Source organism: Burkholderia sp. 9775_39 (genome assembly GCF_015712225.1).
GTDB lineage: Bacteria > Pseudomonadota > Gammaproteobacteria > Burkholderiales > Burkholderiaceae > Burkholderia > Burkholderia cenocepacia.
The window spans coordinates 41,682-64,928 of sequence record NZ_JACCQC010000033.1 but is presented as its reverse complement, the minus strand read 5'-3'; the positions used below and the strand labels follow the sequence as shown (position 1 = coordinate 64,928).

The following is a 23,247-nucleotide window of genomic DNA, read 5'->3' as shown; positions in this document are numbered from 1 at the left end:
GCAGGATCCGGGAGAAGCCGCCGCGCGTCAGTCGGTACCGTACTTCGGCGAGCGCGGCCCGTACAGCAGCCCGTTCGGCGGGCCCGCCGACAACAGCCGCGTGCTCGTCAGCCCGGCCACGTCATGCGCTTCGTCGGTCAGCGAATGCGCGACCTGCTTGACGGCTGCCTGCACGAGCGCCCCGACGATCCCGAACGCATTGACGCTCATGTTGTTGCCGACTTCCTTGCCGGTCGCGCGCCCCTCGCCCTGCCACAGCACGTCGCCGCTCTTCAGGTCGACGAGCTTCGCCGACGCGGCAACGGTCGTCGTGCTGTCGACCAGCTGGTAGACGGAGCCGTATTGCGTGACCTTCGAATACAGCACGGCGTCCGCGCCGAAGATCTCGCGCAGCTTCGCCGGCGACGTAGCCTGGATGTCGGTCGCATTCGTCAGGCCGTTCTGCTTGAACGTCTCGTCCATCACCGCGACGGGCACCACGTAGTAGCCCGACTCGGCGAGCGGCAGCGTCATTTGCGACAGCACGCCGTAAGTCGCGCCGACGTCGGTGGTTTCATTGACCGGCGGCAGCACGAGGATCGAGCACGGCTGGCTCTTCTTGAACGCCGTGTAGTCGGGACGTTGCACCGGCTGCGCGCACGCGCTCAGCAGCGCGGCGATCGACAGCGCGAACAGCAGCTTGAATGAAAGTGTCTTGAACATGGCGGGCGTGTCACTGTTTGGCAGGATTCGAATCGGCATTCTTCCGATCGGCAACGGTCTGGCCGGCGGCCGCCGGATTCGCGGCTTTCGACGCACCGGCCTTCTTCTTCATCAGGAAATCCATATACGACGCGGATTCCGGGAACAGCTGCTTTTCGGCCTGCAGTTCCTGCTCGGCCTGCTGCTCGTTGCCGACGCTCGCATACAGCATCCCGAGATGCGCATGGAAACCCGGCGGCGGCGTATGGCCCTTCGCGCGGATCTCCTGCAGCGCTTTTTCGAGCGCATCGATCTGCTGCTGCGGCGCTTGCTGCCCCTTGAAGTATTCGTACACCTGCGGCTGATAGCCGGTCCACTGATACAGCGGCGGCGTGGTCGGCGCCGCGCAGCCCGCGAGCAGCAAGGCGGCCGCCGTCGCCGGCAGCCAGATTCCCCGTTTCATGGTCTTGTCTCTTCTGGTTGGTGAAATGATGCGTGCGTATCGCGCGCGGCACTTACTGCGCCGCCTTCAGCACGCCGGCGTCGACCTGGTCGACGAGATGGTTCACGGCTTCCTGGATCGCGAGGTCCAGCACCTTGCCGTTGAGCGTCGAGTCGTAGCCGGCGGTGCCGCCGAAGCCGATCACCTCGCGGTTCGACAGGCTGAACTCGCCCGCGCCCTGGCTCGATGCGACGACTTCCGACGTCGTCGTGTCGACGATGTTCAGGTTGACCTTCGCGTACGCGACCTGCGTCTTGCCGCGGCCGAGAATGCCGAACAGCTGATGATCGCCGACGTCCTTGCGGCCGAACTCGGTCACGTCGCCGGTCACCACGTAGTTCGCGCCCTTCACGGCCTGCGCCTTCTTCATGAAGCCCGCTTCCTGCCTGATCTCGTCGAGATTCTCGCGATCGAGCACGTTGAAGCGGCGGCTCTGCTGCAGGCGCGTGACGAGGATCGTCTTCGCCTGTCCGCCGAGGCGGTCGATGCCGTCGGAGAAGATGCCGCGCATGTAGCTCGAGCGGTTGTCGAACTTGCCGACGGCGATCGCGACGGGCTTGCCCGCGTACGGCTTCTGCGCGCTGCTGACGGCCGGCACGTCGAGCGTGCGCGACGATTCGGTCGCGCAGCCGGACAGCGCCGCGACGACCGCGGCCGCCACGAGGACGGTGCGTCGTGTCTGAATGTTCACTGCTGGTCTCCTTGCTGGAAAAGATGGCACTGCGCGGGGCACACGCACGCGTTCATCGCCGGTTCGGCGATCGCTGCAAGTCATGGAGGAGCGCGCGCAACGGATGCGTCACGGCGAAAAGCGGATCGACAATGCGATACGCGCCTGCATCGCGCGCACGGATGATTCCGTTATTCTGATTACTGCGCTGTTGATCGCGCATGGTCGGCCCCGTATATGATTTTTCGCGATCATATCAAGCCTGTTTATCAAGACGGCTTATCTTGATAATAATTGACGATTTTCACGCTTATTTTTATTCGGCGACCCATTCGCGCGCAAAGCCCTGCAGGCAAGGGCTCGCGCGACATGCGCTCGATACTCGCCGGTCTTCCGTGTCGATATCGGCGGATTAACGGTCGATCCGCCGATATCGACACGCGTTAATTCATGCCGCCGATCCGAACGATCGATATCTCTAAAATACGCCGTTCGGCGTTCCGGCCTCACACGCGCGTGCAGCGATGCACACGCGCGTGCCATTCTGCTAATCGGCCACCTTCTGCCGCATCGTCACGAACTCCTCGGCCGCGGTCGGATGAATGCCGATCGTGTCGTCGAACTGCGCCTTCGTCGCGCCCGCGCGAATCGCGATCGCGATGCCCTGGATGATCTCGCCCGCATCGCGGCCGACCATGTGCGCGCCGACCACGCGCTGGCTGTCGCGCGCGACGACGAGCTTCATCAGCGTGCGCTCGTCGCGGCCCGACAGCGTGTGGCGCAACGCCTTGAACGACGTGCGGTAGATGTCGACGTCGCCGTGCGCGTGCCGCGCATCGGCTTCGGTCAGGCCGACCGTCGCGACCTCCGGCTGGCTGAACACGGCCGACGGCACGTACGCGTGATCGACCGCCACGCGCGACCCGCCGAACAGCGTGCGCGCGAGCAGCGCGCCGTCGCGCGTCGCGACCGGCGTGAGCTGCGGCCGCGACGTGACGTCGCCGATCGCGTGGATCGACGGCACCGACGTCGCCGAATACGCATCGACGGCAATCGCGCCGCGTGCATCGAGCAGGATGCCCGCCTGCTCGAGCCCGATTCCGTCGACGTTCGGCACGCGCCCCGTCGCATAAAGCACCTGATCGTACGGCCCGTGCCGCGCGTCGCCGACGCGCACGAACAGCGCGCCGTCGTCCGCGCGTTCGATCGATTCGATCACCGCGCGCGCATGAATCGTGACGCCCTGCTTCGTCATCTCGTCGGTCAGGAACTGGCGCACGTCGTCGTCGAAGCCGCGCAGGATTTTTTCGCCGCGATAGAACACGTCGACGTGGCTGCCGAAACCGTTGAAGATGCCCGCGAACTCGACCGCGATATAGCCGCCGCCGACCACCGCGATGCGTTTGGGCAGCGCCGCGAGCGACAGCGCCTCGCGCGACGTGATCGCGTGCTCGATGCCGGGCCGCGGCGGCAGCGACGGCCGCGAGCCGGTCGCGATCGCGAGGTGGCGCGCGCGGATCGTGCGCGTGCCGATCGCGACCGTGTGCGCATCGACGAGCGTCGCGCGGCCGGCGTGCATGTCGACGCCCGATTGCCGTAGCAGGTTGACGTAGATGTCGCTCAGCCGGTTGATCTCGCGATCCTTCGCGGCGATCAGCGCGGACCAGTCGAGCGTGCCGGCGCCGAAGGTCCAGCCGAAGCCCTTCGCGTCGTCGACCTCGTGCGGGTAGTGCGACGCATAGACCAGCAGTTTCTTCGGGATGCAGCCGCGCAGCACGCAGGTGCCGCCGATCTGCTCTTCTTCCGCTATGCCGACGCGTGCGCCGTAGGACGCCGCCATGCGTGCGAGCCTCACGCCGCCCGAGCCGGCGCCGATGACGAACAGGTCGTAGTCGAAATCCATCGCATTCCCTCATCGCAGTTCGGATGGAGGGACGATAGCAAGATTCGGGGATTCGTGCGGCGCGTGGTGCGTGCCGCGCGCCCCATAAAAAACGGCGAGAGACGAGGCCTCTCGCCGGTCAAACCGGCTGGCGGTTGTGCCATGCGTCACCGATCGACCGCATGCCCGACCTGCCGATTGCGCGGCACCGGCCGGCCCTGGCGCGCGAAGGGCGCGCCCGCGGCCGACCGGCCGCCATGCTCATGCCTGCGACGTGTCGCTGCCGTCCGTCGCCTGCGTGTCGTCCGCCTGCTGCGGCTGCTCGTCCTTCTTCTCGAGCATGCCTTCGATCGCCTCGGCGCCCTTGAAACCCGCGACGGCCGCGGCCGCCTTGGTCAAGAGGCCCGCATCCGGATCCAGCTTTTCCGCGCCTTCGACGGCGGCGACTGCGCCGGCGATTTCACCCACGACGTTCAGGATACCCATCGTCATCCCCTTTCTAGAAAATCGTGAGCGCATCGTCCCACGAAAGAAACCGGCGGACCGTGTTTGTCATCGCCGGATACACAAGTTACGCATCAGGCCGGCCGTGCTCGCGGAGCGTCACCGGAACGACGCACGCGCACGCCTGACGGCATGCCACGAGCGATGCACGCAGCGTAGCGGAAAGCCTGCGCGCGCACTGTAAAAGTATGTTCTGGATTGCCGACGGATCGCTTACGGCGCGGGACTTCCGCAATGGAGCGCCCGCCGAATAGTCGTGCGCGCGTATGAAGGTCGCGTGACGAAAAAAAGAGGCTCCTCGCGGAGCCTCTTCGATGTGCGCCGGACGAAGCCGGCGCATGCGTTCCGACGTTCGTCAGAAGATATTGCGCAGGCCGATCGCGATGCCCGTCTGGTTGCTGCGGCCGGGCAGCTCGACGTTCGCCGCGCCGGTCGTCTTGTTGAAGTCGACGGTGCCGTAGATTTCGGTGCGCTTGCTCAGCGCGTACTCGGCGATGCCGACGACCGCGTAGCGGTTGCCGCTCGCGAGCGTGCCGTTCGTGGTCATCGCGTTGCGCATGTGGTCGTAGTAGAACGCGCCCGTCAGCGTCAGCGGCGCGCTGACCTGCCAGCTCACACCCGCGAACGGACCGTCGTCGATGCGCCCCGTGCCCTTCGCGACCGGAATCGTCTGCTGCGCGAGCAGGCTGTCGACGAAGCCCGTGTCGTCCTTCGAACGCAGGTAGCCCGCGTAGATCTTCGCCTTGCTGAACGCGTACACGATGTTCGCGTGGTAGATCGTCTGCTTGCGCGCCGAGTTGTCGCTGTTCTGCTGCGCGCCGGCCGCGATGCTGAGCGGACCCATCACGTACGACAGCGACACGCCCCACGCATTGCCCTTGCCGAGCGAGCCCGGAATCTGGCCCGAGAAGCCGCCGGCGCCGGTCGATTCGTAGTTGGTGCCGGTCGAGTACATCGCCTTCGCCGTCAGGCCCTCGAACTTGCCCGTGTACTTGATCTGGTTGTCCGCATACAGGCCGCCGCCGAGGGCGACCGGCAGCCACGCGTTTTCGAGGTAGTTGCCGACGGTGAGCGGATCGTACGTATCCGACAGCAGGTCGAACAGCGGCGTCTTCTGGCGGCCGAGGGTCACCGTGCCGTACGGGCTCTGCAGGCCGACGTACGCCGCGCGGTTGAACAGGCGGCCGCTGTCGGCGAATGCGCCGTTCTGCAGGTTCACGCCGCTCTCGAGGTTGAACACGGCCTTCAGGCCGCCGCCGAGGTCTTCCGTGCCGTAGATGCCGAAGCGGCTGTTGGTGATCGCGCCGTTGCTCATCGACAGCAGGCCGTCGTTCTTGGCGTTGGCGTTGGTCAGGTAACGAATGCTGGCGTCGGCGACGCCCCAGAGCGTGACCGAGCTTTGTGCGGCCGCGTACTGGCTGGCAAATGCGAGCGCGGCGCCCCCTGCGATGGCTGCGAGTCGGGTGGTCTGCTTCATGAGCTTTCCTTTTTGTAGGTGTCTCCATTCATGGCCGGCCGCGTGCGCAGCCGGGTGGCGATCGCACGCGTTCATGGCGCGCACGATGTGGGCTGAATCATATGACGAGTGCGAACGCTGAAAGAAATTGAAATACGCGGTAATCGCGCGATTGTCGTCCGGGAACAACGTTTCCCGCGCCGGGCCTGGCTCGCGCGGCGGCAGGGCGCGGTGCGACGGCGCCGGCGAGCGCACATGGCGCCGCAAGGTCCGGCGAGGGTGCGGCGCGGTAGCGCGGATCGGGCGAAACAGTCGGGGCGATCGTTGCGATCGGCTACCGCGGGCTGCGGGCGGGCTGAGTGCCGTCAGGCGGTTTGCGCCGCGCCGTCGCTGCCGCTGCCCGCGTCGCCGCTGCCGCCCTCGCCGCCCGCACCGCCGTTCCCCGCGCGACGCCTGGCCCGTCGCACGATCTCCGCGAACGCGCCGACGAGCAGCAGCACGGCGCCCCACAGCGCGACGTCCGGCACCAGCCGCGTCACGAGGCCGCCGACCACCGCGCCCGCCAGGAAGCAGAAACTGATCGTCGCGAGCAGCGCCGAGTCGTGCAGCGCGCCCACGTCGTAGCGTGGAATCAGCCCGACGAACAGTTTCTGCGCGGCACGCCGCAGGTTGCCGGTCGTCATCACCGACGTGTACGACAGTGCCTCGAGATGGGTGAACGACAGCGTCTGCAGCGTCGCGACGAACGAGATGCCCGGAATCAGCCATGCGCTCGACGCGCCGACGAGGCCGCTCGCGGCGACGCCGAGAAACGCGATCTCGACGATCAGGCTCACGAACGCCGTATGCCGCATCCAGCCGCGCTGCGCGGCGAGGCCCAGCAGGTGCGCGACGAACACCGCGAGCACGAAGCCGCCGAGCGGCGGCACGTGGTGCAGCGCGGCGGCCCATTCGCCGGCCGACAGGTTGATGCCGAGCAGCGCGACGTTGCCGGTCATCGTGTTCGCGAACACATGGCCGTGGCCGACGTACGTGTACGCGTCGAGATAGCCGCCGGACAGCGTCAGCAACGCGGCGACAGTGAGATTGCGGCTGGCGCCGTCGAGATCCATCGATCCTCCGTGGTGCGCCCCGCCCGGCCGCGCGCGGCGGGCGGTGCGCAGGTCAGTCGTGCCGGCACGCGCGGGGCGCCGCCGGCACTGCGCGGCCGGGCTTCGCCACCTGCCGCGCGCCAATATAATGTCCGTCGTCGGGGGACGGCCGAGCGCCGCACATCGCAGCCGGCCGGTACAGGTCCAACGCGCGGGTTTCACCGCCGCAAGACCGGCCGAGTATACCGGCCGGCCGCCACCGGCCGCGGCCAAGCGCGCCGCCCCGCCGTTCTTCACCGGGCCTTCGAATGACACTCGCGAAGTTCTTCCTGCGCTACACGGTCATCCCGTTCGCGGCGATCGTGCTGGTGGCCGTCTGGGCGTTCAACCGCGAATCGGACGAGATCGATGCGCGCCAGTACGCGGCGCTGGTGGCCGCCTATCCGTCGTTCACGCCGACGCTCAAGCACGAGGTGGCGGACGCGTTGCGCGGCGGCCGGCTCGCGAAGGCCGACTACGGCGCGATCATGCGCGATGCGCTCGACGCGGGGTTCGTGGTCGACTGGCCGGCCCCGACGGACGACGTCGGCGGCGAGCGCGGCCGGCTGCTCGGCCTCGTGAACGGCGACCTGCCGGCGTCGCGGTAACCTGCAACCGCCGCCGCGGGCAACGGCGGGCGGCACGACGGGCCGCTCATTGCCCGATGCCCGTGAGCCCGATCAGCGCGCCGCCCGCGAGCAGCCACAGCGGGTGGATGCGCGTGCGCCACGCCAGCACCGCGCACGCGGCCGTGATGCCCCACTGGATCGCGGTGCGGTTCGACGCCTCGGAAATCAGCACCGCGCTCGCCGCGACGAGCCCCGCCGTCACCGGCATCATTCCCTGCTGCACGTAGCGGCGCCACGGCCGGTCGCGAAAACGCTCCCACGCATGCAGCGCGAGCACGGTGACGATCGACGACGGCCCGAATTTCGCTAGCGACGCGACGAGCAGCCCGGCCCAGCCGGCCACGTGCCAGCCGACCAGCGACACGATCATCATGTTCGGCCCCGGCGCCGCCTGGGCCAGCGCGAACAGCGCGGTGAACTCGTGCGCGCTCATCCAGTGATGCACGTCGACGACCTGCCGCTGCATCTCCGGCAGGATCGTGTTGCCGCCGCCGAACGCGAGCAGCGACAACTGGCTGAAGATCGTCGCGATGGCGATCAGCGTATCGCTCATGGCCGGCGCTCCTGTTGCGTGTCGGACGTACCGTGCGCGCGATGCGCGGCAGCCGGCGCCGGCCGCGGCGTGCCCGCGTCGCGGCGGCGCGACGCGAGCCATACGCTGACGGGCGTCAGCACGAGCATCGTGGTCAGCAGCGGAACGCGCAGCACCGCGATCGCGACGAACGCGAACACGGCGATCGCAGCCGCCGCGCGCGGCGCCCGAAGCAGCGGCTTCGCGACCTTGATCGCCATCGCGACGAGCAGGCCGGCCGCCGCCGCCGCGAGCCCCGCGAACAGGTGCTGCACGTGCGGATCGTTCTGCGTCTTCGCGTACAGCACGCCGAGCGCGACGACGACCAGCGTCGGGCCGGCGATCAGCCCGAGAATGCCGGCGAATGCGCCGGCGACGCCGCGAAAGCGCATGCCGACGGCGACCGACAGGTTGATCACGTTGCCGCCCGGCAGGAACTGGCACAGGCCGAGCAGATCGGTGAATTCGTCGGCGGAGAGCCATTTGCGCTCGTCGACGATGGTGCGCCGCGCGAACGGCAATGCGCCGCCGAACGACATCAGGCCGAGCGACAGGAAACCGGTGAACAGCTCGGCGAGGCCGACGCTGCGGGGCGGCGCGCCGGACGGCGGGGGGACGGGCGGCGAAGCGGATTGCATGGGGCTCCTCATCAAACGGTGAAGCGAGGTTACCGCCGTTCAGGATGCCGGCAAAACGATTTTATCGGCGCGCCCTTGTGATCTAGAATCACAAGCATGGCACGCGATCTCCCGCCCTTTTCCGCGCTTCGGGCCTTTGAAGCCGCGGCACGACATGAAAGCTTCAGCGCCGCCGGCGACGAGCTGCATGTGACTCACGGTGCCATCAGCCGGCAGATCGCCGGGTTCGAGGCGTGGCTCGGCAAGCCGGTGTTCCACCGCTACGGCAAGCGCGTGAAGCTCACCGACGAAGGCCGCCGCTACCTGGACACCGTGCGCGCGGCGTTCGACAGCATCGCGCTCGCCACCGAGCAGTTGCGCCACACCGGCGCGGCGCGCGTGCTGCGCATCAACGCGCTGCCGACCTTCGCGATGAAATGGCTGCTGCCGCGCCTGTCGCGGTTCCAGCGCGACGTGCCGAACGTCGAGCTGAAGCTGTCGACGTCGAACGCGCCGCTCGACACGCTGAACGGCTTCGACGTCGCGATCCGCCGCGGCCCCGGCCACTGGCCGAACTGCACGAGCGGCCACTTCCTCGACGAAAGCGTGATTCCGGTGTGCAGCCCGGCGCTGCTCAGGCGCGCGCCGATCACGCGCGCGGACGATCTCGCGCGGCACGTGCTGCTGCATTCGGATACGCGGCCGGAAGGCTGGCGCGACTGGTTCGCGGCGGCCGGCGTCGCGATGAAGGGCCGCAAGCGGCAGTCGTTCGACCACTTCTACCTGGCGCTGCAGGCGGCCGTCGACGGGCTCGGCGTCGCGCTCGGCCCGTTGCCGCTGATCGACGACGAGCTCGCGAGCGGGCGCCTGGTGATGCCGCTCGACGGGCCGCGCATCGCGACGCGCAGCTACTGGTGGATCGCGCCGGGCGCGCCGGCCGACGATCCGCTCGTCGCGCAGTTCTGCGGGTGGCTGCAGGGACAGTCGAATACCGGCGCATAACGCGCACGCGCCGCCGGGATCGACAGGACGACGGCGGGCGGCATGGCACCGCCCGCGCCCGAATCAGACCACCGGGCCCGGTTCCTTTTCCTTGCGCAGGATCGCGTACAGGATGATCGCGCCGAACGTCGCGGTGCCGATCCCGCCGAGCCCGAAGCCGCCGATCTTCAGCGAGAAGTCGCCGGCGCCGAGCACGAGCGTGACGGCCGCGACGATCAGGTTGCGGTTGTCGGAGAAGTCGACCCTGTTGACGACCCAGATCCGCGCGCCCGTCACCGCGATCAGCCCGAACACCACGATCGACACGCCGCCGAGCACGGGGCCCGGGATCGTCTGGATCACCGCGCCGAACTTCGGCGAGAAGCCGAGGCCGATCGCGATCAGCGCGGCGAGCGCGAACACCAGCGTCGAATAGATCCGCGTGACGGCCATCACGCCGATGTTCTCCGCGTAGGTGGTGACGCCCGTGCCGCCGACGCTGCCCGACACGATCGTCGCGAGCCCGTCGCCGATGAACGCCCGGCCGACGTAGCGGTCGAGGTTGGTGCCCGTCATCGCGCTGACGGCCTTGATGTGGCCCAGGTTCTCCGCGACCAGGATCACCGCGATCGGCGCGAGCATCAGCATCGCGTGCGGATCGAACACCGGCGCGCGGAAGCTCGGCACGCCGAACCACGCCGCATGCGCGACGATCGCGAAATCGATCGGCTTGCCGAGGCCCATCCCGTTGGTCGCGATCGCGTAGATCACGTACGCGATCACGAGCCCGACCAGGATCAGCAGGCGCTGCATCATTCCGCGCGCGAACACCGCGACGCCGCCGACGCACAGCACCGTGACGAGCGCCATCACCGATTCGAAGGTCGAGCCCGACACGCCCTTGACCGCGATCGGCGCGAGGTTCAGCCCGATCACCGCGACCACCGCGCCGGTCACGACGGGCGGCATCAGCGTCTCGATCCAGCGCGTGCCGATCGCCTGCACCAGCGCGCCGAGCGCGACGTACACGACGCCGCACGCGACGATCCCGCCGAGCGCGACCGGAATGTTCGGGTTCGGGCCGCTGCCGCCGTAGCCCGTCACCGCGATCACGAGGCCGATGAACGCGAAGCTCGAGCCGAGGTAGCTCGGCACGCGGCCGCCGACCAGCACGAAGAACAGCAGCGTGCCGATGCCCGACATGAAGATGCACAGGTTCGGGTCGAAGCCCATCAGCAGCGGCGCGAGCACGGTCGAGCCGAACATCGCGACGACGTGCTGCACGCCCATCGCGACCATCTGCGGCCACACGAGGCGCTCGTCGGGACCGACCACGCGCGAGCTCGCGCCGGTCGGCTGGACCCGCCAGCGCGGGAAATAGGAATCGGACATGGGGAAAGCGCTCCTGTCGGTCGTCGGTCGCCGGCTGCCAGGGATGCGCCGGTCTGGAATCTGGCGCGAGTTTACGGAGCGGAAATGGGGCTGGCAAGCGAACCGGTACGCGGCGTCGGCGGGCGGAACAGCGAGGTGCGGGGCGGCAGGCCGCGCGAGAGAACCGGTGCGCGACCGCGCCGGCCGGCGACGTGCCCGCCCGCGCACGATGCGCGTGCGGCGGCGAGCGCCGGCCGTGAAGTAAGCGTGCGCTCACATCGCGGCCGGCACGTCATGCATCAGGGGTTGATGTACTGGAACAGCGACAGGTTCTGCAACTGCGCGTAAGCCTTCTGCGAGCCCGTCAGCGCGTTCTGCATCTGCAGGAACTGGCTGATCGTCGCGACCATGTTGGTGCTCGTCAGGTCGGCCAGGTTGCTGCTGACCTGCAGCGTGTTGGTCTGGTTCACGGCCTGCATCGCCTTGATTTCCTGCTCGCGGCCGCCGACCGACGCCTGTACCGTGAGCACGTTCGTCATCATGTTGTTCAGCTTCGTCGTGCCGGTGGTCATCGCGTTCGCGAGCGCGGTCGCGGCGGTCGTGTTGCTGCTGATCGGCACCTTCAGCGCGGCGATCATCGTGTCGAGCGCCGCGAACACGTCGGTGCCGGCCTGCGGCGCGGGCGTGACCGTGAACGTGTCGCCCGGCGCCGGCTTGCCCGACACGGGCACCGACAGGCCGTTGCCGAGCGCGATCCCGGCGCCGTCCGAATACGGTTGCGCGGGGGTCGTGGTCGGCGGCACGACGGTGTTGTCGGTCACCGTGTAGGTCGGCGCGGCGGCCGTGCCGCCGAACGCGATCGTGAACTGGTGCGCGTTGGACGCGGCCGACGGGCTCGTGATCGTCACGCCGCCGATCGTGCCGGTGCCGGTGTTGCCGGTGCCGGCGAGCGGCACCGGCTGGCTGCCGAGCATCGGCACCGACAGGAACACGTTCGCGCCGTTGTCGCCCTGCGCGATCGAGCGCGTGTCGGCGATCTGCACCTCGCGCGAGCCGGTGTCGCCGCTGTAGGTCACGCCGCCGCCCGGCGCGTTCGAGAACGGCGCGGTGGCCGTCTTGAAGCCGGCGAACAGGTAGTTGCCCGCGCCGTCCGTCGAGTTCGCGAGCGTCAGCAGCTGGTCGCGATAGCCCTGCAGCTGCGTCGACAGTGCCGAACGATCGCTGTCCGACAGCGAGCCGTCGCCGGCCTGGATCACGACCGTGTGGATGCTGTTCAGCAGGTTGTTGACGCTGATGAGCGTCTGGTCTTCCTTCTGCAGCGACGACAGTGCGGCGTTCTGGTTCGCCGCGTACTGCGACAGCGTCGCCGACGTCATCGACAGCTGCACGGCCTGCGCCGCGCCGAGCGGGTTGTCGGCCGGCGTCGCGAGGCTCACGCCGCTCGAGATCTGCTGGTACAGCTGCGAGAGCTGCGCCTGCTGGTCGCTCATCTGGGCGACGTTCATCTGGTAGAACTGCGCAGTGGAAATCCGCATCGCTTCGAACCCCGAAATCAGTTGAACAGGCCCAGCACGGTCTGGAACAGCGTCGACGCGGTCTGGATCACCTTCGCGTTCGCCTGGTAGAGCTGCTGGTACTGCATCAGGTTGGCCGCTTCCTCGTTCTGGTTCACGCCCGACACCGACTGCTGCGCCTGCGTGATCTGGCCGACCAGCGCGGTCTGCGCGGCGCTCGACGACTTCAGCTGGCTCGCCGTGTTGCCGATGCCGTTCACGTAGTTCGCGTACGCGCCCGTCAGCGTGGTCGAGCCGTTGCCGAACGCCTTCGAGTTGACGAGCTTCGACAGCGCGAGCGCGTTGCTGCCGTCGTTCGTGCCGCCCGTGTTCGGCGCGACCTTGAACGTGTCGCCGGCCGCCGGCGTGCCCGACACCGTCACCGTGACACCCGCCGTCAGCGTGATCGGCGAGCCCGACTGGTACGGCTGCGCGGCGCTGGTCGTCGGCGGCACGGCCGTGTTGTCGGTGACCGTGTAGGTCGGCGCGGCCGCGGTGCCGCCCATCGTGATCGTGTAGTTGTGCGCGTTGGCCGCGGCCGTCGCGCTCGTGACGGACAGCCCGCCGATCGTGCCGTTGCCGGTGTTGGTCGTCGTGGCCGACGGCACGTACGGCGCGGCCGCCGCGATCGCGGAGCCGTTCGACGTCGCGAGGCCGAAGCCGTTCAGCGCGCCGCGCGTCGGCTGCACGGTGAACTTGTCGCCGGCGCTCATCGAGCCGGACGAGAACGAGAAGTTCAGCCCGCCGATCGAGGCCGGCATCGACGTCGACGTCCCCACCACCGTGCCGGTCGCACGGTCGGTCAGCGTGTAATTCGCGCCGTCGTACGCGAGCGTGTAATCGCTGGTGGTCGGCTGCGCGGCGTTCGCGAACGACACGGACAGCGTCGCGTTGCCGGTATTGCCCTGGTTCGCGTAGGTGATCGGCGCGCCGGTCGAAAACAGGTTGCCGCCGATCTTGCCCGACAGGTCGATGCCGAGCGCGTTCTGCGCGTTGACCTGCGCGGCGAAGCTGGTCGCGATCGCGCCGAGCTGGGCCTGGGCCGGGTCGAGCGTCTGGCTGCGGAACGCGAGCAGGCCGCCGAGCGTGCCGCCCGACAGCGACGCGTCGGACAGGAACTGGTTCGGCCCCTGCGGGTTCGCGCCGGCGATGCCCTGCGACACGACGGTCAGCTCGCTCGGATCGGACGGCGACGTGACGGTCGCGAGCTGGTAGCTCTTGTCCGCGACGACGAGCGGCGTGCCGCCCGACATGAACACGCTGTAGCCGTCGCTGTTGCGCACGACCTGCACGCCCGCGAGAGTCGACAGGTTCGACACCGCGAGGTCGCGCTGGTCCATCAGCTGGTTCGGCGGCTGGCCCTGGCTGCTCGCCGCGGCGATCTGCTGGTTCAGTTGCGCGATCTGCGCGGTGTACGCGTTGATCTGCGTGACGGTGCTCGTGAGCTGCGTGTTCACGCTCTGGCGCAGCGCGTCGTACTGCTGGCCGGCCGCGGTGATCTGGTTCGCGAGCGTCTGCGCATTGCTCATCGCGGTCTGCCGCACCGACGAGTCGGACGCGCTGTTCGCGACGTTCTGCATCCCGGTGAAGTAGCTCGTGATCGCGGTCGAGATGCCGGCCGTCGGGCTGCCGATGTAGTTGTTCAGCTGCGTGACGAGCGAGTACCACGTCGACAGCGCGCCGCCCTGCGTCTGCGCGCCGTTCAGCTGGTCGCTCAGGTACTGGCTGTACTGCCGCTGCACGGTGACGGTGTTCACGCCCTGGGGCATGTAGCCGCTGCTGGTGTACTGCCCGCTTGCCTCCGCATAGACGGGGCGTTCGACCGAATAGCCCGGCGTCGCGGCGTTGCTGATGTTCTGGCCGGTCGTCGTGAGGCCCCAGAGCGCGGCATTCAGGCCGCTGACGCCGAGGTTCATGAGTGTGTTGGACATGCGCGATCCTGATGAGCCGGCCGCGCTGCGGCCGCCGGGTTGCGTGACTCCCGGTATAACGGCCGCGGATCGAAAAAATTGAGGAAAAAATGCACGTGCGACGCACGGGCGTGCGTCGCCGGTCGAAGCGGCCGGCGGGGGCGCCGGCGTTGCTGCGCGGGCGGCCCCGCCAGGTGCGCGTCAGGCCCGCGCGAGCGAGCGGCGCTTCATTTCGAGCTGCGTGATCAGCCGCTGCAGCGTGTTCTCCGCACTGCCCGGCAGCGACATGTAGCGAAAGCCGAGCTGGTAGCGCCGCGACCCGTTCGGCATCTGGGTCGAACGCTGCGACACCAGTTGCAAGTCGAGCGACAGCTTGCCGTGGCCGGTCAGCTCGAGTTCGACGTCCGGCAGCAGCGTGCCGACCTCGAGCGCCTCGACACGCTCGTCGGCCGTGCGCAGCCCCACGCCGCCGAGCGACAGGTTGTGCACCTCGAACAGGAAGCTTTCGCCGTCCGGCAGCTTGCCGCGGCACAGGAACGGATCGACGATCGGCGCGTCGACGCGGAAATATTCGCGGCGCTGGATGCAGACCAGCACGTCGGGGAAATCGGCGACGAACGCGGGCAGCCCCTCGTAGCGCGTCTCGCGCGGCGTGCCCGTGGTGAATTCGACGCGCACGCCCTCCGGCGAGGCCGCGAACGTGCAGTGCGACGCGCCGAGGATGCCGGCGTTCTGCTCGGACAGCGCGCCCCAGTCGAACGTAAACGTCCGCGCGCCGACGTCGACCTCGAGCAGGCGCGTGACGAGCTGGCCGCCCGGATACTGGACGGTCAGGAAATCGCCGCGATTCACCAGGTTGCGCAGCTGCACGCCGATTTCCAGCGGATTGCGGCGGGCATAGTCGGGCCCGGAGTGGCCTGCATCCAGGCTGGGGTCCGTCGACGTTTCGATATTCATGGCTAGCCGGTCTTTCTTGTCATGGGCGCCCGGGGCAACCGGTGCGCAATAAAACCGGGCCAGAACGGGGGCCCGGTCGCAGGTCTCTCACACTTAGCGGCAGTGCTGACCGAAAGTTTAGATCGAAACGGCGATTTTTTTCGCGCAAACGTTGAAACCGCGCGCGGCGGGGTGCCGGGCGCGGTCCGAAGGGGGGACAAATCGGTGGCGGGCGGGCCCGTCAGCCGATCTGCTGCATGATCGAGATCAGCTTCTTCGCGTAATTCGGGTCGGTTGCGTAGCCGGCCTTCTGCATGCCGTGCGCGAAGCCTTCGACGCTGCGGCTCGCGCTCAGCACGCCCGCATAGCGCGGATTGTTCTTCAGCAGGTTCGCGTAGTCGGTCATCGCGTGCTCGTACGAGTCGTACGCGCGGAATTTCGCGACCACGCGGCGCGGCGTGCCGTTCACGTATTCGGTGGTCAGCGCCGACACGGTGCGCCCGGTCCAGCCCTTGTTCGCCTTGATGCCGAACACGTTGTAGCTGGTCGAGCCGTCCGCCGCGCGGATCTCGCGCTTGCCCCAGCCCGATTCGAGCGCGGCCTGGCCGACGATGAACCGCGCCGGGATGCCGGTCGTCGCACTGGCCGCCTGCGCGGGGCCCGCGAGCCGGTCGACGAACGCGTCCGCGTCCTGCACGCCGCTCGCGCCCTTCAGCGGCGGCGTCAGCGCGCTGCCGGCCGAGTAGCCGCGCGCGCCGGCGAGCGCGCCGTTGTTCGCCGCGTTCGCATAGGCCTTCGCCATCGCGTTCATCGCGGCGAGGCTGCCTTCGTTGCCGGCCGTGCCGAGGCCGCCGATGCCGCCCGCGCCGACGTCGGCCGCCGTGTCGCTGCCCGCGCCGACGCCCGCGTTGCGCAGCAACTGCTTCATCAGCGCGTCGGCGACGCCGATCCCGCGCGTCGACATCTGCTGCGCGAGCTGCTGGTCGAGCATCGACGTGTACATCTTCGACGTATGCGAATCGAACAGCCCGCCGTCCGGCGACGCGTCGCGCATGCTCTTGAGCATCATCTGCGTGAACATCGCGTCGAACTGGCCGGCCACCGCCTTCGCGCCGGCCTGCGGCGACTGCTTCGCCTGCGCGCGCAGCGCATCGAAACCCTGCACGTCGAGCGCGAAGCGCTGCGTCAGGTCGTTTGCGTTCGGAAGGTTCGCCGCCATTTAGATGATCTCCAGATCCGCACGCAGCGCGCCCGCCGCCTTCATCGCCTGCAGGATCGACATCAGGTCCGCGGGCGTCGCGCCGAGCGTGTTCAGCGCCTTCACGACGTCGGCGAGATTCGCGCCGGCCGTCACCATCTTCAATGCACCGTTGTCCTGCTTCAGCTGGATCTGCGACTGCTGCGCGACCACCGTCTGCCCGTTCGAGAACGGCCCCGGCTGCGACACCACCGGCTGCGTGTTGACGACCACCGACAGGTTGCCGTGCGCGACCGCGCAGCTCTGCAGCGTGACCATCTGGTTCATCACGATCGAGCCGGTGCGCGCGTTCAGGATCACCTTCGCCGCGGCCTTGTCCGGGCTCACGTCGAGGTTCTGCAGCCGCGCCATGAACGCGACCTGCTGCGCGGAATCGGCCGGCGCCGCGAGCTGGATCGTGCGGCCGTCGAGCGCCGTCGCGGTGCCCGGGCCGAAGCTCGAGTTGACCGCGGACACGATGCGCTGCGCGGTGCCGTAGTCCATGTCGTTCAGTTGCAGCTGCAGCACGCCGTTCATCTGCGCGATCGCGTTCGGCACCGCGCGCTCGACGATCGCGCCGCCGACGATCCGGCCGGCCGCGAGCTGGTTCACCTGCACGCGGCTGCCGTTCGCGCTGGCGCCCGCGCCGCCGACCGCCATGTTGCCCTGCGCGAGCGCGTACACCTGCCCGTCCGCGCCCTTCAGCGGCGTAAGCAGCAGCGTGCCGCCGCGCAGGCTCTTCGCGTTGCCGAGCGACGATACGGTCACGTCGAGCGCCTCGCCGGGCCGGGCGAACGGCGGCAGCGTAGCCGTCACCATCACGGCCGCGACGTTCTTCAGCTGCATGTTGTTCAGCGACGACGGGCCGCCGTTGGCCGAACCGTTGTTGATCGAGATGCCGAGGTTCGCGAGCATGTTCGCGAGCGTCTGCGTCGTGAACGGCGTCTGCATCGTCTGGTCGCCCGTGCCGTCGAGGCCGACGACGAGGCCATAGCCGATCAGCGGGTTGTCGCGCACGCCCTGGATCTGCGCGAGATCCTTCAGGCGTTCCGCGTGCGCGGGCGCGGCACCGAGCACGCAGGCGGCCGCCACGGCCGCGAACGCGACGGCGAGCCGCGCGGCCGCATGCGCGCGGGCCGACAGGCGGTGGAACAGGGTCGTCTGCATCGTCATCACCACGGCGCGATGTTGAGGAAGAAGCGCTGCAGCCAGCCCATCGTCTCGGCTTCGTTGATGTAGCCCTTCGACGAGTATTCGATCTTCGCGTCGGCGACCTGCGTCGAGTAGACGGAGTTCGCGCCCGAGATCGTGTTCGGGTTGACGACCCCCGAGAAACGCACGAATTCGTTGCCCTGGTTGATCAGCATCTGCTTCTCGCCGCTGACCACGAGGTTGCCGTTCGGCAGCACGTTGGTGACGGTCACCGTGATCGTGCCGTTGAACGTGTTCGCCGCGCTCGCGCCGCCGGTCGCCGCGAACTTGTTCGCGCCGGTCGCCGACAGGTTCGCCTTCGCGAACAGCCCGCCGAGGAAGCCGGCGGTCGGCACGTTGAAGTCGGTGTTGCCCTGCCGGTTGGTGTTCGCGCCCGACGACTTGGTCGCGTTGATGTTCTCCGCGATCATGATCGTCAGGATGTCGCCGATGTTGCGCGGCCGCTGATCCTCGAACAGCGGCCGCCCCGCGAAGCCGGGGTTGTAGATCGAGCCGGGCGCCTGCATCGACATCGGCATCGGCGGCTGCGCCGTCATCGGCTGCTGGATGATCGGATCGCGCGGGATCTGCGCGCAACCGGCGAGCGCCGCCACCGCGACCGCGCACGCGGCGCGGACGGTGGCTGACGAGGGGAGGCGAACCTGCTTCATGGCGACGGCGGGACTTCCGGTTAGCTCTTCATCTGCGTGACGGTCTGCAGCATCTGGTCGGACGTCGTCACGGCCTTGCTGTTGATCTCGTAGGCACGCTGCGTCTGGATCATGTTGACGAGTTCCTGCACGACGTTCACGTTCGACGCCTCGACGTAGCCCTGGTTGAGCACGCCCGCGCCGTTCAGCCCCGGCTGCGACACGTTCGGCGCGCCCGACGACGTCGTTTCCGCGAACAGGTTCTCGCCCTTCGCCTCGAGGCCGGCCGGGTTGATGAAGGTCGCGATCTGCAGCGAACCGATCTGGACCGCGTTGCTCGAGCCCGGCTGCGTGACCGACACGACGCCGTCCTTGCCGATCGTCAGCGACTGCGCGTTCTGCGGCACGGTGATCGCCGGCAGCACCTGGTAGCCGCTCGACGTGACGAGCTGGCCCTGCGCGTTGGTCTGGAACGAGCCGTCGCGCGTGTACGCGTTGGTGCCGTCCGGCATCAGCACCTGGAAGAAGCCCGCACCGTTGATCGCGACGTCCTTCGAGTTGCCGGTCTGCGTGAGGCCGCCCTGCGTGTACAGGCGCTCGGTCGCGACCTGCTGCACGCCGGTGCCGAGCTGCAGGCCCGACGGCAGCTCGGTCTGCTGCGTCGAGTTCGCGCCGGGCTGGCGGATGGTCTGGTACAGCAGATCCTCGAACACCGCGCGCGACGCCTTGAAGCCGTTCGTGCTGGTGTTCGCGAGGTTGTTCGAAATCACGTCCATCTGCGCCTGCTGCGCATTCATGCCGGTGGCGGCGATGTAGAGCGAACGATTCACTTGTCTGGTCTCCTGCTTAGGCTGGCGCGGGCGCTCAGCTGAAATTGAGCAACTGGTTCGCCGTCTGCTCGTTCTGGTCGGCCGTCTGGATCAGCTTCGACTGCAGCTGGAACGCCCGCGCGTTGTCGATCATCGCGACCATCGCAGTCACCGGGTTCACGTTGCTGCCTTCGAGAGAATTCGGCGTGACGACCACGTTCGGGTCGACGTCGGCCGGATTGCCGTCGGCGGTGCGGAACAGCCCGTCGTTGCCGCGCGTGAGCGTGGCCGGATCGGGATTGACGAGCTTCATCTGGTCGACGATCGCGACGGCCGTCGGCGGGTCGCCCGGCATCAGCGCGGACACCGTGCCGTCCTTGCCGATCGTCACTTCCGCGTTCGGCGGCACCGAGATCGGGCCGCCGTTGCCGATCACCGGCAGGTTGCTCGCGTTGACGAGCTGGCCATTCTCGTCGACATGCAGGTTGCCGGCGCGCGTGTACGCCTCGCTGCCGTCGGCCGTCTGCACCGACAGCCAGCCCGGGCCCTGCACGGCGACGTCGAGCGGATTGCCGGTGCGCGTGATCGGACCCGGCGCGTAGTCGGCGCCGGGCGTCGACGACAGCACGTAGGTGCGCGTCGTCGTCGGATCGATCTTGCTGCCGTCGCCGAAATTCATCGGCACCGCGCGATACGTCGCGAGTTGCGCGCGAAAGCCCGTCGTCGATGCGTTCGCGAGGTTGTTCGCGACCACCGCCTGCTGGTCGAGCGACTGCGACGCGCCCGTCATCGCCGTATAGATCAGTCGGTCCATGGCTGCCGGTTATCCGCGCTTACAGGTTGATGAGCGTCTGGTCGACGGTCTGCTGCGTCTTGATCGTCTGCGCGTTCGCCTGGTAGTTGCGCTGCGCGGTGATCAGGTTGACGAGCTGCGACGTGAGGTCGACGTTCGAGTTCTCGAGCGCGCTGCCCTGCAGCGTGCCGTGGTTCGTGCTGCCCGGCGCGGAGACCTGCGGCACGCCCGACGCGGCGGATTCCGCATACTGGTTGCCGCCGAGGTTCACCAGCCCGTTCGGGTTGTTGAAGTTCGCGAGCGCGATCAGGCCGAGCACGGCGGTCTGGCCGTTCGAGTAGTTGCCGGTCAGCTTGCCGTCGGCGCCGATCGAGTAGGTCGTCAGCGTGCCGCTCGCGTAGCCGTCCTGCGCGAGGTTGTTCACGCCGTCCTTGCCGCCGTACTGCGTCGTGCCGGTCAGGTCGAGCGTGAGCTTCTGCGGCGTCGCCGAACCGTCGGTGTTCGGCACGGTGAACTGGAACTGGCCGAGCGACGCGGTCGGCGTGGCCGGCGTGCCGGTCGTCGTGCTCTGGATCGCGCCGGACGTATCGAACGTGATCGTGCCGAGATCGGTCGTCGCGCCGCCCTGCACGCCCGCGTACGCTTCCCACGTGCCGGCCGCCGACTTCACGAAGTACATGTTGACCGCCTGCGAGCCGCCGAGCGAGTCGTACACCTGGATCGACGTCGTGTAGTTGTACGTCGTGTTGTCGGTCGCGCTGAACGGCGTCTTGGTCGGCACCGTGTCCTGCGAGTTCAGGTTGAACTGGCCGGTGATCTTGGTCGTCGCGGTCGGCGCGATGTTGGTGGTCGGCGCCTGCAGCGGCACGGTCTGCGCGGTATTGATCACGCCGCCCGCGTTGGCCGCGTAGCCCATCAGGTTACGGCCCTGCGAGTCGACGATGAAGCCGTTCTTGTCGCGCTGGAACGTGCCGTCGCGCGAGTACGTCGTCACGCCGTTGTTCGACATCTGGAAGAAGCCGTTGCCGTTGATCGCGACGTCGAGCGACGAGTTCGTCGTATTGATCGTGCCCTGGCCGAACTGCTGCTGCACCGAGTTCAGCGACGTGCCGATGCCGATCTGCGTGTTGACCGACGTCGCGACCGAGTTCGCGTACATGTCGGCGAATTGCGCGGTGCTCGACTTGAAGCCGACCGTGTTCGCGTTCGCGATGTTGTTGCCGATCACGTCGAGCGCGTTCGATGCGCCGGCGAGGCCGCTCAGACCCTGTTGATAACCCATTTCGGTCTCCGTTACGAGAAAGCTCGATCAGTTGGTAGTGGTGTCGCCGGACGTGGACGACTTGGTGTTCGGGAAGATCGACGCAACCTGGGTGAGCCCCACCGTCGTGCCGTTCGACAGCACGAGCCCCGCGGTGCCGTCCGCCTGCTTGACCACGCTCTGCACCGTCGCGGCCGCGAGCGTCGTGGCCGCCTGCGGCGTGCCGGCGCTGTTGGTGTACGACGCGCTGACCGTGTACGTGCCGTCCGGCAGCGCGTTGCCGGCCGCGTCGGTCGGCGTCCAGTTGAACGGCACGGTGCCGGCCGACTGCGCGCCCGCGTTGATCGTGTTCACGACGGCGCCCGCCGAGTTCTTCACGGTGATCGTCAGGTTCGACACCGAATTCGCGAGCGACACGCCGAACGGCGACGCCGCGCCGCCCTTCACCGCGACGCCGTTGCCCGGCGCGAGCACGTTGGTGCCGATCAGCAGCGCGGCCTGCGTCTGCTGGCCGGCCGCGAGCTGCGTCGACAGCGACGTGAGCGACGTGTTCAACTGCGCGATGCCGCTCACCGTGTTGATCTGCGCGAGCTGCGACGTCATCTGCGAGCTGTCGACCGGGCTGGTCGGATCCTGGTTCTGCAACTGCGTGACGAGCAGCTTCAGGAACGTCGCCTGCAGGTCGCTCGCCGACGTGCCGTTCGTCGACGACACGTTGTTGGTGTTCATCGTGTCGGTCGGCAGCGTCGACACGTTGGTGCCGTTGCTGCCGATCGTCGTGTTGGAGGAAGTCATCCTGGGTGGCCTTCTGTCGGAACTGTCGGGTCGGTAAGGTCGGGCCGCGCGCGGCTTACGAGCCGATCGTCAGCGTCTTGAGCATCAGCGTCTTCGCGGTGTTCAGCGTCTCGACGTTGGCCTGGTACGAGCGCGACGCCGAGATCATGTTCACCATCTCCTGCACCGGATCGACGTTCGGCATCTGCACGTAGCCGTTCGCGTCGGCGGCCGGGTTCGCCGGGTCGTAGGTCGATTTCATCGGCGACGGGTCGTCCATCACCTTGGTCACCCGCACGCCGCCCACGCCCTGGCCGGACGCGGTGCGCGCGCCGCCCATCGGGTCGGTCGCGAACACGACCTGCTTGGCCTTGTACGGCTTGCCGTCGGGGCCGGTCGCGCTGTCGGCGTTCGCGAGGTTCGACGCGGTGACGTTCAGGCGCTGCGATTGCGCGGACAGCGCCGAACCGGCGACGCCGAAGATGTTCATCAACGAAGGCATGGAAGCTCCTTGTGCTGGGCGAGGTTCGGAAGCGGCGCTTACGAGTTGGTCGTGATCGCGGCGATCATCGCCTTGATCTGCTGGGTCATCACGGTCATCCCGGTCTCGTAGTGCAGCGCGTTGTTCGCGAACTGCACGCGCTCGACGTCGAGATCGACCGTGTTGCCGTCGAGCGACGGCTGCAGCGGCATCCGGTATTGCGCACGGCCGTAGTCGTCCGCCGGGCCGCCGGTCGGGATCAGCTTCGCGGTGCCGGCCATGTGCCCGGGCGCCGTCGACACCATCGACATGCCGCTCGTCACGCCGGCCGGCTGCGTCATCGGCAGTTGCGCGGCGTTGCTCGGCGCCAGGCCGCCGCTCGTCTGCTTCAGCGAGCGCGCGAGCGTCGACGCGAAATCGACGTCGCGGGCCTGGTAGCCGGGCGTGTCGGCGTTCGCGATGTTCGACGACAGCAGTTCCTGCCGATAGGCGCGCACGTCGAGCGCCTGTCGGCCGAACGCGAATTCCGCATCGAGTTTGTCCAGCATGTGTGCGTCTCTCCGTATGAAGCGCTGCACGCCCCTCGCGCCGGATGGCGACCCGAGAGGCTTTTTTCCATGACAGCGATGGTAGGCGCGAGACGCAACCGGCAATCGGG

Annotated in this window: 25 protein-coding genes; 2 read left to right on the top strand and 23 right to left on the bottom strand. The window is 68.2% G+C overall.

The features are described from left to right. Positions 1–27 precede the first annotated feature (27 nt). From H0X90_RS30865 to H0X90_RS30830, 8 genes are all read right to left on the bottom strand, one after another. Entirely contained in the window at positions 28–702 is a 675-nt protein-coding gene (locus H0X90_RS30865; RefSeq protein ID WP_077189593.1) for a DUF799 domain-containing protein, read from the bottom strand. Positions 703–712: 10 nt separating this feature from the next. After that, complete coding sequence (locus tag H0X90_RS30860; RefSeq protein ID WP_034201258.1) at positions 713–1,144, bottom strand: DUF4810 domain-containing protein; 432 nt, start codon at positions 1,142–1,144, stop codon at positions 713–715. Positions 1,145–1,196: 52 nt separating this feature from the next. Then, entirely contained in the window at positions 1,197–1,868 is a 672-nt protein-coding gene (locus H0X90_RS30855) for a CsgG/HfaB family protein (protein ID WP_185626066.1), read from the bottom strand. A 58-nt stretch (positions 1,869–1,926) separates the two neighbouring features. Then, a complete protein-coding gene (locus H0X90_RS30850; RefSeq protein WP_155123402.1) occupies positions 1,927–2,076 on the bottom strand; it encodes a hypothetical protein in 150 nt (49 codons plus the stop codon). A gap of 324 nt (positions 2,077–2,400) precedes the next feature. Then, on the bottom strand, positions 2,401–3,756 hold the full coding sequence (gor, locus tag H0X90_RS30845) for a glutathione-disulfide reductase (protein WP_006495494.1): 1,356 nt from the start codon (positions 3,754–3,756) through the stop codon (positions 2,401–2,403). A gap of 240 nt (positions 3,757–3,996) precedes the next feature. Then, positions 3,997–4,221 carry a hypothetical protein gene (locus tag H0X90_RS30840; protein ID WP_011546403.1) on the bottom strand — a complete coding sequence of 75 codons (225 nt, stop codon included), beginning with the start codon at positions 4,219–4,221 and terminating at the stop codon, positions 3,997–3,999. 373 nt (positions 4,222–4,594) lie between these two features. Continuing rightward, positions 4,595–5,716, bottom strand: a complete 1,122-nt coding sequence (locus H0X90_RS30835; protein WP_012492356.1) for a porin — start codon at positions 5,714–5,716, stop codon at positions 4,595–4,597. A gap of 344 nt (positions 5,717–6,060) precedes the next feature. Further along, complete coding sequence (locus tag H0X90_RS30830) at positions 6,061–6,807, bottom strand: YoaK family protein (RefSeq protein WP_006495495.1); 747 nt, start codon at positions 6,805–6,807, stop codon at positions 6,061–6,063. Positions 6,808–7,094: 287 nt separating this feature from the next. On the opposite strand from H0X90_RS30830, the gene H0X90_RS30825 reads away from it, so the two are divergent. Next, positions 7,095–7,433, top strand: coding sequence for a hypothetical protein (locus H0X90_RS30825; protein WP_006483072.1), 339 nt, complete (start codon positions 7,095–7,097; stop codon positions 7,431–7,433). Positions 7,434–7,479: 46 nt separating this feature from the next. Here the strand turns inward: H0X90_RS30825 and H0X90_RS30820 are convergent, their stop codons facing one another. Together H0X90_RS30820 and H0X90_RS30815 are read right to left on the bottom strand one after the other, a co-directional pair. Further along, entirely contained in the window at positions 7,480–8,007 is a 528-nt protein-coding gene (locus H0X90_RS30820) for a chromate transporter (protein ID WP_006477572.1), read from the bottom strand. Further along, positions 8,004–8,663: a chromate transporter gene (locus H0X90_RS30815; RefSeq protein ID WP_006495497.1), complete on the bottom strand. Its 660-nt coding sequence runs from the start codon at positions 8,661–8,663 to the stop codon at positions 8,004–8,006. Before H0X90_RS30815 ends, H0X90_RS30820 begins: the two co-directional genes overlap by 4 nt. Before the next feature lie 96 nt (positions 8,664–8,759). Between H0X90_RS30815 and H0X90_RS30810 the strand changes: the two genes are divergently transcribed. Further along, positions 8,760–9,644, top strand: coding sequence for a transcriptional regulator GcvA (locus H0X90_RS30810; RefSeq protein WP_060267910.1), 885 nt, complete (start codon positions 8,760–8,762; stop codon positions 9,642–9,644). 63 nt (positions 9,645–9,707) lie between these two features. On the opposite strand, the gene H0X90_RS30805 is transcribed toward H0X90_RS30810, so the two are convergent. The 13 genes from H0X90_RS30805 to flgB all read right to left on the bottom strand — a co-directional run bounded on the left by H0X90_RS30805 (position 9,708) and on the right by flgB (position 23,137). After that, on the bottom strand, positions 9,708–11,015 hold the full coding sequence (locus H0X90_RS30805; RefSeq protein WP_077189594.1) for a solute carrier family 23 protein: 1,308 nt from the start codon (positions 11,013–11,015) through the stop codon (positions 9,708–9,710). A gap of 278 nt (positions 11,016–11,293) precedes the next feature. Continuing rightward, the gene (gene flgL / locus H0X90_RS30800; RefSeq protein ID WP_006495499.1) at positions 11,294–12,529 is read right to left on the bottom strand and encodes a flagellar hook-associated protein FlgL; all 1,236 of its coding nucleotides are present in this window, start codon (positions 12,527–12,529) and stop codon (positions 11,294–11,296) included. 17 nt (positions 12,530–12,546) lie between these two features. Then, entirely contained in the window at positions 12,547–14,478 is a 1,932-nt protein-coding gene (gene flgK / locus H0X90_RS30795) for a flagellar hook-associated protein FlgK (RefSeq protein ID WP_077189595.1), read from the bottom strand. A 180-nt stretch (positions 14,479–14,658) separates the two neighbouring features. Next, the gene (locus tag H0X90_RS30790; RefSeq protein WP_006477567.1) at positions 14,659–15,414 is read right to left on the bottom strand and encodes a flagellar brake protein; all 756 of its coding nucleotides are present in this window, start codon (positions 15,412–15,414) and stop codon (positions 14,659–14,661) included. Between the two features lie 220 nt (positions 15,415–15,634). Then, a complete protein-coding gene (gene flgJ / locus H0X90_RS30785; protein ID WP_006495503.1) occupies positions 15,635–16,612 on the bottom strand; it encodes a flagellar assembly peptidoglycan hydrolase FlgJ in 978 nt (325 codons plus the stop codon). Continuing rightward, positions 16,613–17,797 carry a flagellar basal body P-ring protein FlgI gene (locus tag H0X90_RS30780; RefSeq protein ID WP_034195648.1) on the bottom strand — a complete coding sequence of 395 codons (1,185 nt, stop codon included), beginning with the start codon at positions 17,795–17,797 and terminating at the stop codon, positions 16,613–16,615. It lies immediately after the preceding gene. Between the two features lie 5 nt (positions 17,798–17,802). Continuing rightward, a complete protein-coding gene (flgH, locus tag H0X90_RS30775) occupies positions 17,803–18,492 on the bottom strand; it encodes a flagellar basal body L-ring protein FlgH (RefSeq protein ID WP_006495504.1) in 690 nt (229 codons plus the stop codon). 20 nt (positions 18,493–18,512) lie between these two features. Continuing rightward, the gene (flgG, locus tag H0X90_RS30770; RefSeq protein WP_006485706.1) at positions 18,513–19,301 is read right to left on the bottom strand and encodes a flagellar basal-body rod protein FlgG; all 789 of its coding nucleotides are present in this window, start codon (positions 19,299–19,301) and stop codon (positions 18,513–18,515) included. Between the two features lie 34 nt (positions 19,302–19,335). Continuing rightward, positions 19,336–20,094 (bottom strand): flagellar basal-body rod protein FlgF, encoded by a 759-nt coding sequence (flgF, locus tag H0X90_RS30765; RefSeq protein ID WP_006485699.1) that lies wholly within the window; start codon positions 20,092–20,094, stop codon positions 19,336–19,338. 19 nt (positions 20,095–20,113) lie between these two features. Continuing rightward, entirely contained in the window at positions 20,114–21,355 is a 1,242-nt protein-coding gene (flgE, locus tag H0X90_RS30760) for a flagellar hook protein FlgE (protein ID WP_006485700.1), read from the bottom strand. A 27-nt stretch (positions 21,356–21,382) separates the two neighbouring features. Then, complete coding sequence (locus H0X90_RS30755) at positions 21,383–22,129, bottom strand: flagellar hook assembly protein FlgD (protein ID WP_006495505.1); 747 nt, start codon at positions 22,127–22,129, stop codon at positions 21,383–21,385. 55 nt (positions 22,130–22,184) lie between these two features. Next, entirely contained in the window at positions 22,185–22,610 is a 426-nt protein-coding gene (gene flgC, locus H0X90_RS30750) for a flagellar basal body rod protein FlgC (protein ID WP_006485701.1), read from the bottom strand. 38 nt (positions 22,611–22,648) lie between these two features. Continuing rightward, positions 22,649–23,137, bottom strand: a complete 489-nt coding sequence (gene flgB, locus H0X90_RS30745) for a flagellar basal body rod protein FlgB (RefSeq protein WP_006485705.1) — start codon at positions 23,135–23,137, stop codon at positions 22,649–22,651. Positions 23,138–23,247: the final 110 nt, after the last annotated feature.

Bases quoted from the DNA above. Each gene is read 5' to 3' on its own strand.
- H0X90_RS30865 (WP_077189593.1), bottom strand. From the start codon at position 702: ATGTTCAAGACACTTTCATTCAAGCTGCTGTTCGCGCTGTCGATCGCC.
- H0X90_RS30860 (WP_034201258.1), bottom strand. From the start codon at position 1,144: ATGAAACGGGGAATCTGGCTGCCGGCGACGGCGGCCGCCTTGCTGCTC.
- H0X90_RS30850 (WP_155123402.1), bottom strand. From the start codon at position 2,076: ATGCGCGATCAACAGCGCAGTAATCAGAATAACGGAATCATCCGTGCG.
- gor (WP_006495494.1), bottom strand. From the start codon at position 3,756: ATGGATTTCGACTACGACCTGTTCGTCATCGGCGCCGGCTCGGGCGGC.
- H0X90_RS30840 (WP_011546403.1), bottom strand. From the start codon at position 4,221: ATGGGTATCCTGAACGTCGTGGGTGAAATCGCCGGCGCAGTCGCCGCC.
- H0X90_RS30835 (WP_012492356.1), bottom strand. From the start codon at position 5,716: ATGAAGCAGACCACCCGACTCGCAGCCATCGCAGGGGGCGCCGCGCTC.
- H0X90_RS30830 (WP_006495495.1), bottom strand. From the start codon at position 6,807: ATGGATCTCGACGGCGCCAGCCGCAATCTCACTGTCGCCGCGTTGCTG.
- H0X90_RS30825 (WP_006483072.1), top strand. From the start codon at position 7,095: ATGACACTCGCGAAGTTCTTCCTGCGCTACACGGTCATCCCGTTCGCG.
- H0X90_RS30820 (WP_006477572.1), bottom strand. From the start codon at position 8,007: ATGAGCGATACGCTGATCGCCATCGCGACGATCTTCAGCCAGTTGTCG.
- H0X90_RS30815 (WP_006495497.1), bottom strand. From the start codon at position 8,663: ATGCAATCCGCTTCGCCGCCCGTCCCCCCGCCGTCCGGCGCGCCGCCC.
- H0X90_RS30810 (WP_060267910.1), top strand. From the start codon at position 8,760: ATGGCACGCGATCTCCCGCCCTTTTCCGCGCTTCGGGCCTTTGAAGCC.
- H0X90_RS30805 (WP_077189594.1), bottom strand. From the start codon at position 11,015: ATGTCCGATTCCTATTTCCCGCGCTGGCGGGTCCAGCCGACCGGCGCG.
- flgL (WP_006495499.1), bottom strand. From the start codon at position 12,529: ATGCGGATTTCCACTGCGCAGTTCTACCAGATGAACGTCGCCCAGATG.
- flgK (WP_077189595.1), bottom strand. From the start codon at position 14,478: ATGTCCAACACACTCATGAACCTCGGCGTCAGCGGCCTGAATGCCGCG.
- H0X90_RS30790 (WP_006477567.1), bottom strand. From the start codon at position 15,414: ATGAATATCGAAACGTCGACGGACCCCAGCCTGGATGCAGGCCACTCC.
- flgJ (WP_006495503.1), bottom strand. From the start codon at position 16,612: ATGGCGGCGAACCTTCCGAACGCAAACGACCTGACGCAGCGCTTCGCG.
- H0X90_RS30780 (WP_034195648.1), bottom strand. From the start codon at position 17,797: ATGCAGACGACCCTGTTCCACCGCCTGTCGGCCCGCGCGCATGCGGCC.
- flgH (WP_006495504.1), bottom strand. From the start codon at position 18,492: ATGAAGCAGGTTCGCCTCCCCTCGTCAGCCACCGTCCGCGCCGCGTGC.
- flgF (WP_006485699.1), bottom strand. From the start codon at position 20,094: ATGGACCGACTGATCTATACGGCGATGACGGGCGCGTCGCAGTCGCTC.
- flgE (WP_006485700.1), bottom strand. From the start codon at position 21,355: ATGGGTTATCAACAGGGTCTGAGCGGCCTCGCCGGCGCATCGAACGCG.
- H0X90_RS30755 (WP_006495505.1), bottom strand. From the start codon at position 22,129: ATGACTTCCTCCAACACGACGATCGGCAGCAACGGCACCAACGTGTCG.
- flgC (WP_006485701.1), bottom strand. From the start codon at position 22,610: ATGCCTTCGTTGATGAACATCTTCGGCGTCGCCGGTTCGGCGCTGTCC.
- flgB (WP_006485705.1), bottom strand. From the start codon at position 23,137: ATGCTGGACAAACTCGATGCGGAATTCGCGTTCGGCCGACAGGCGCTC.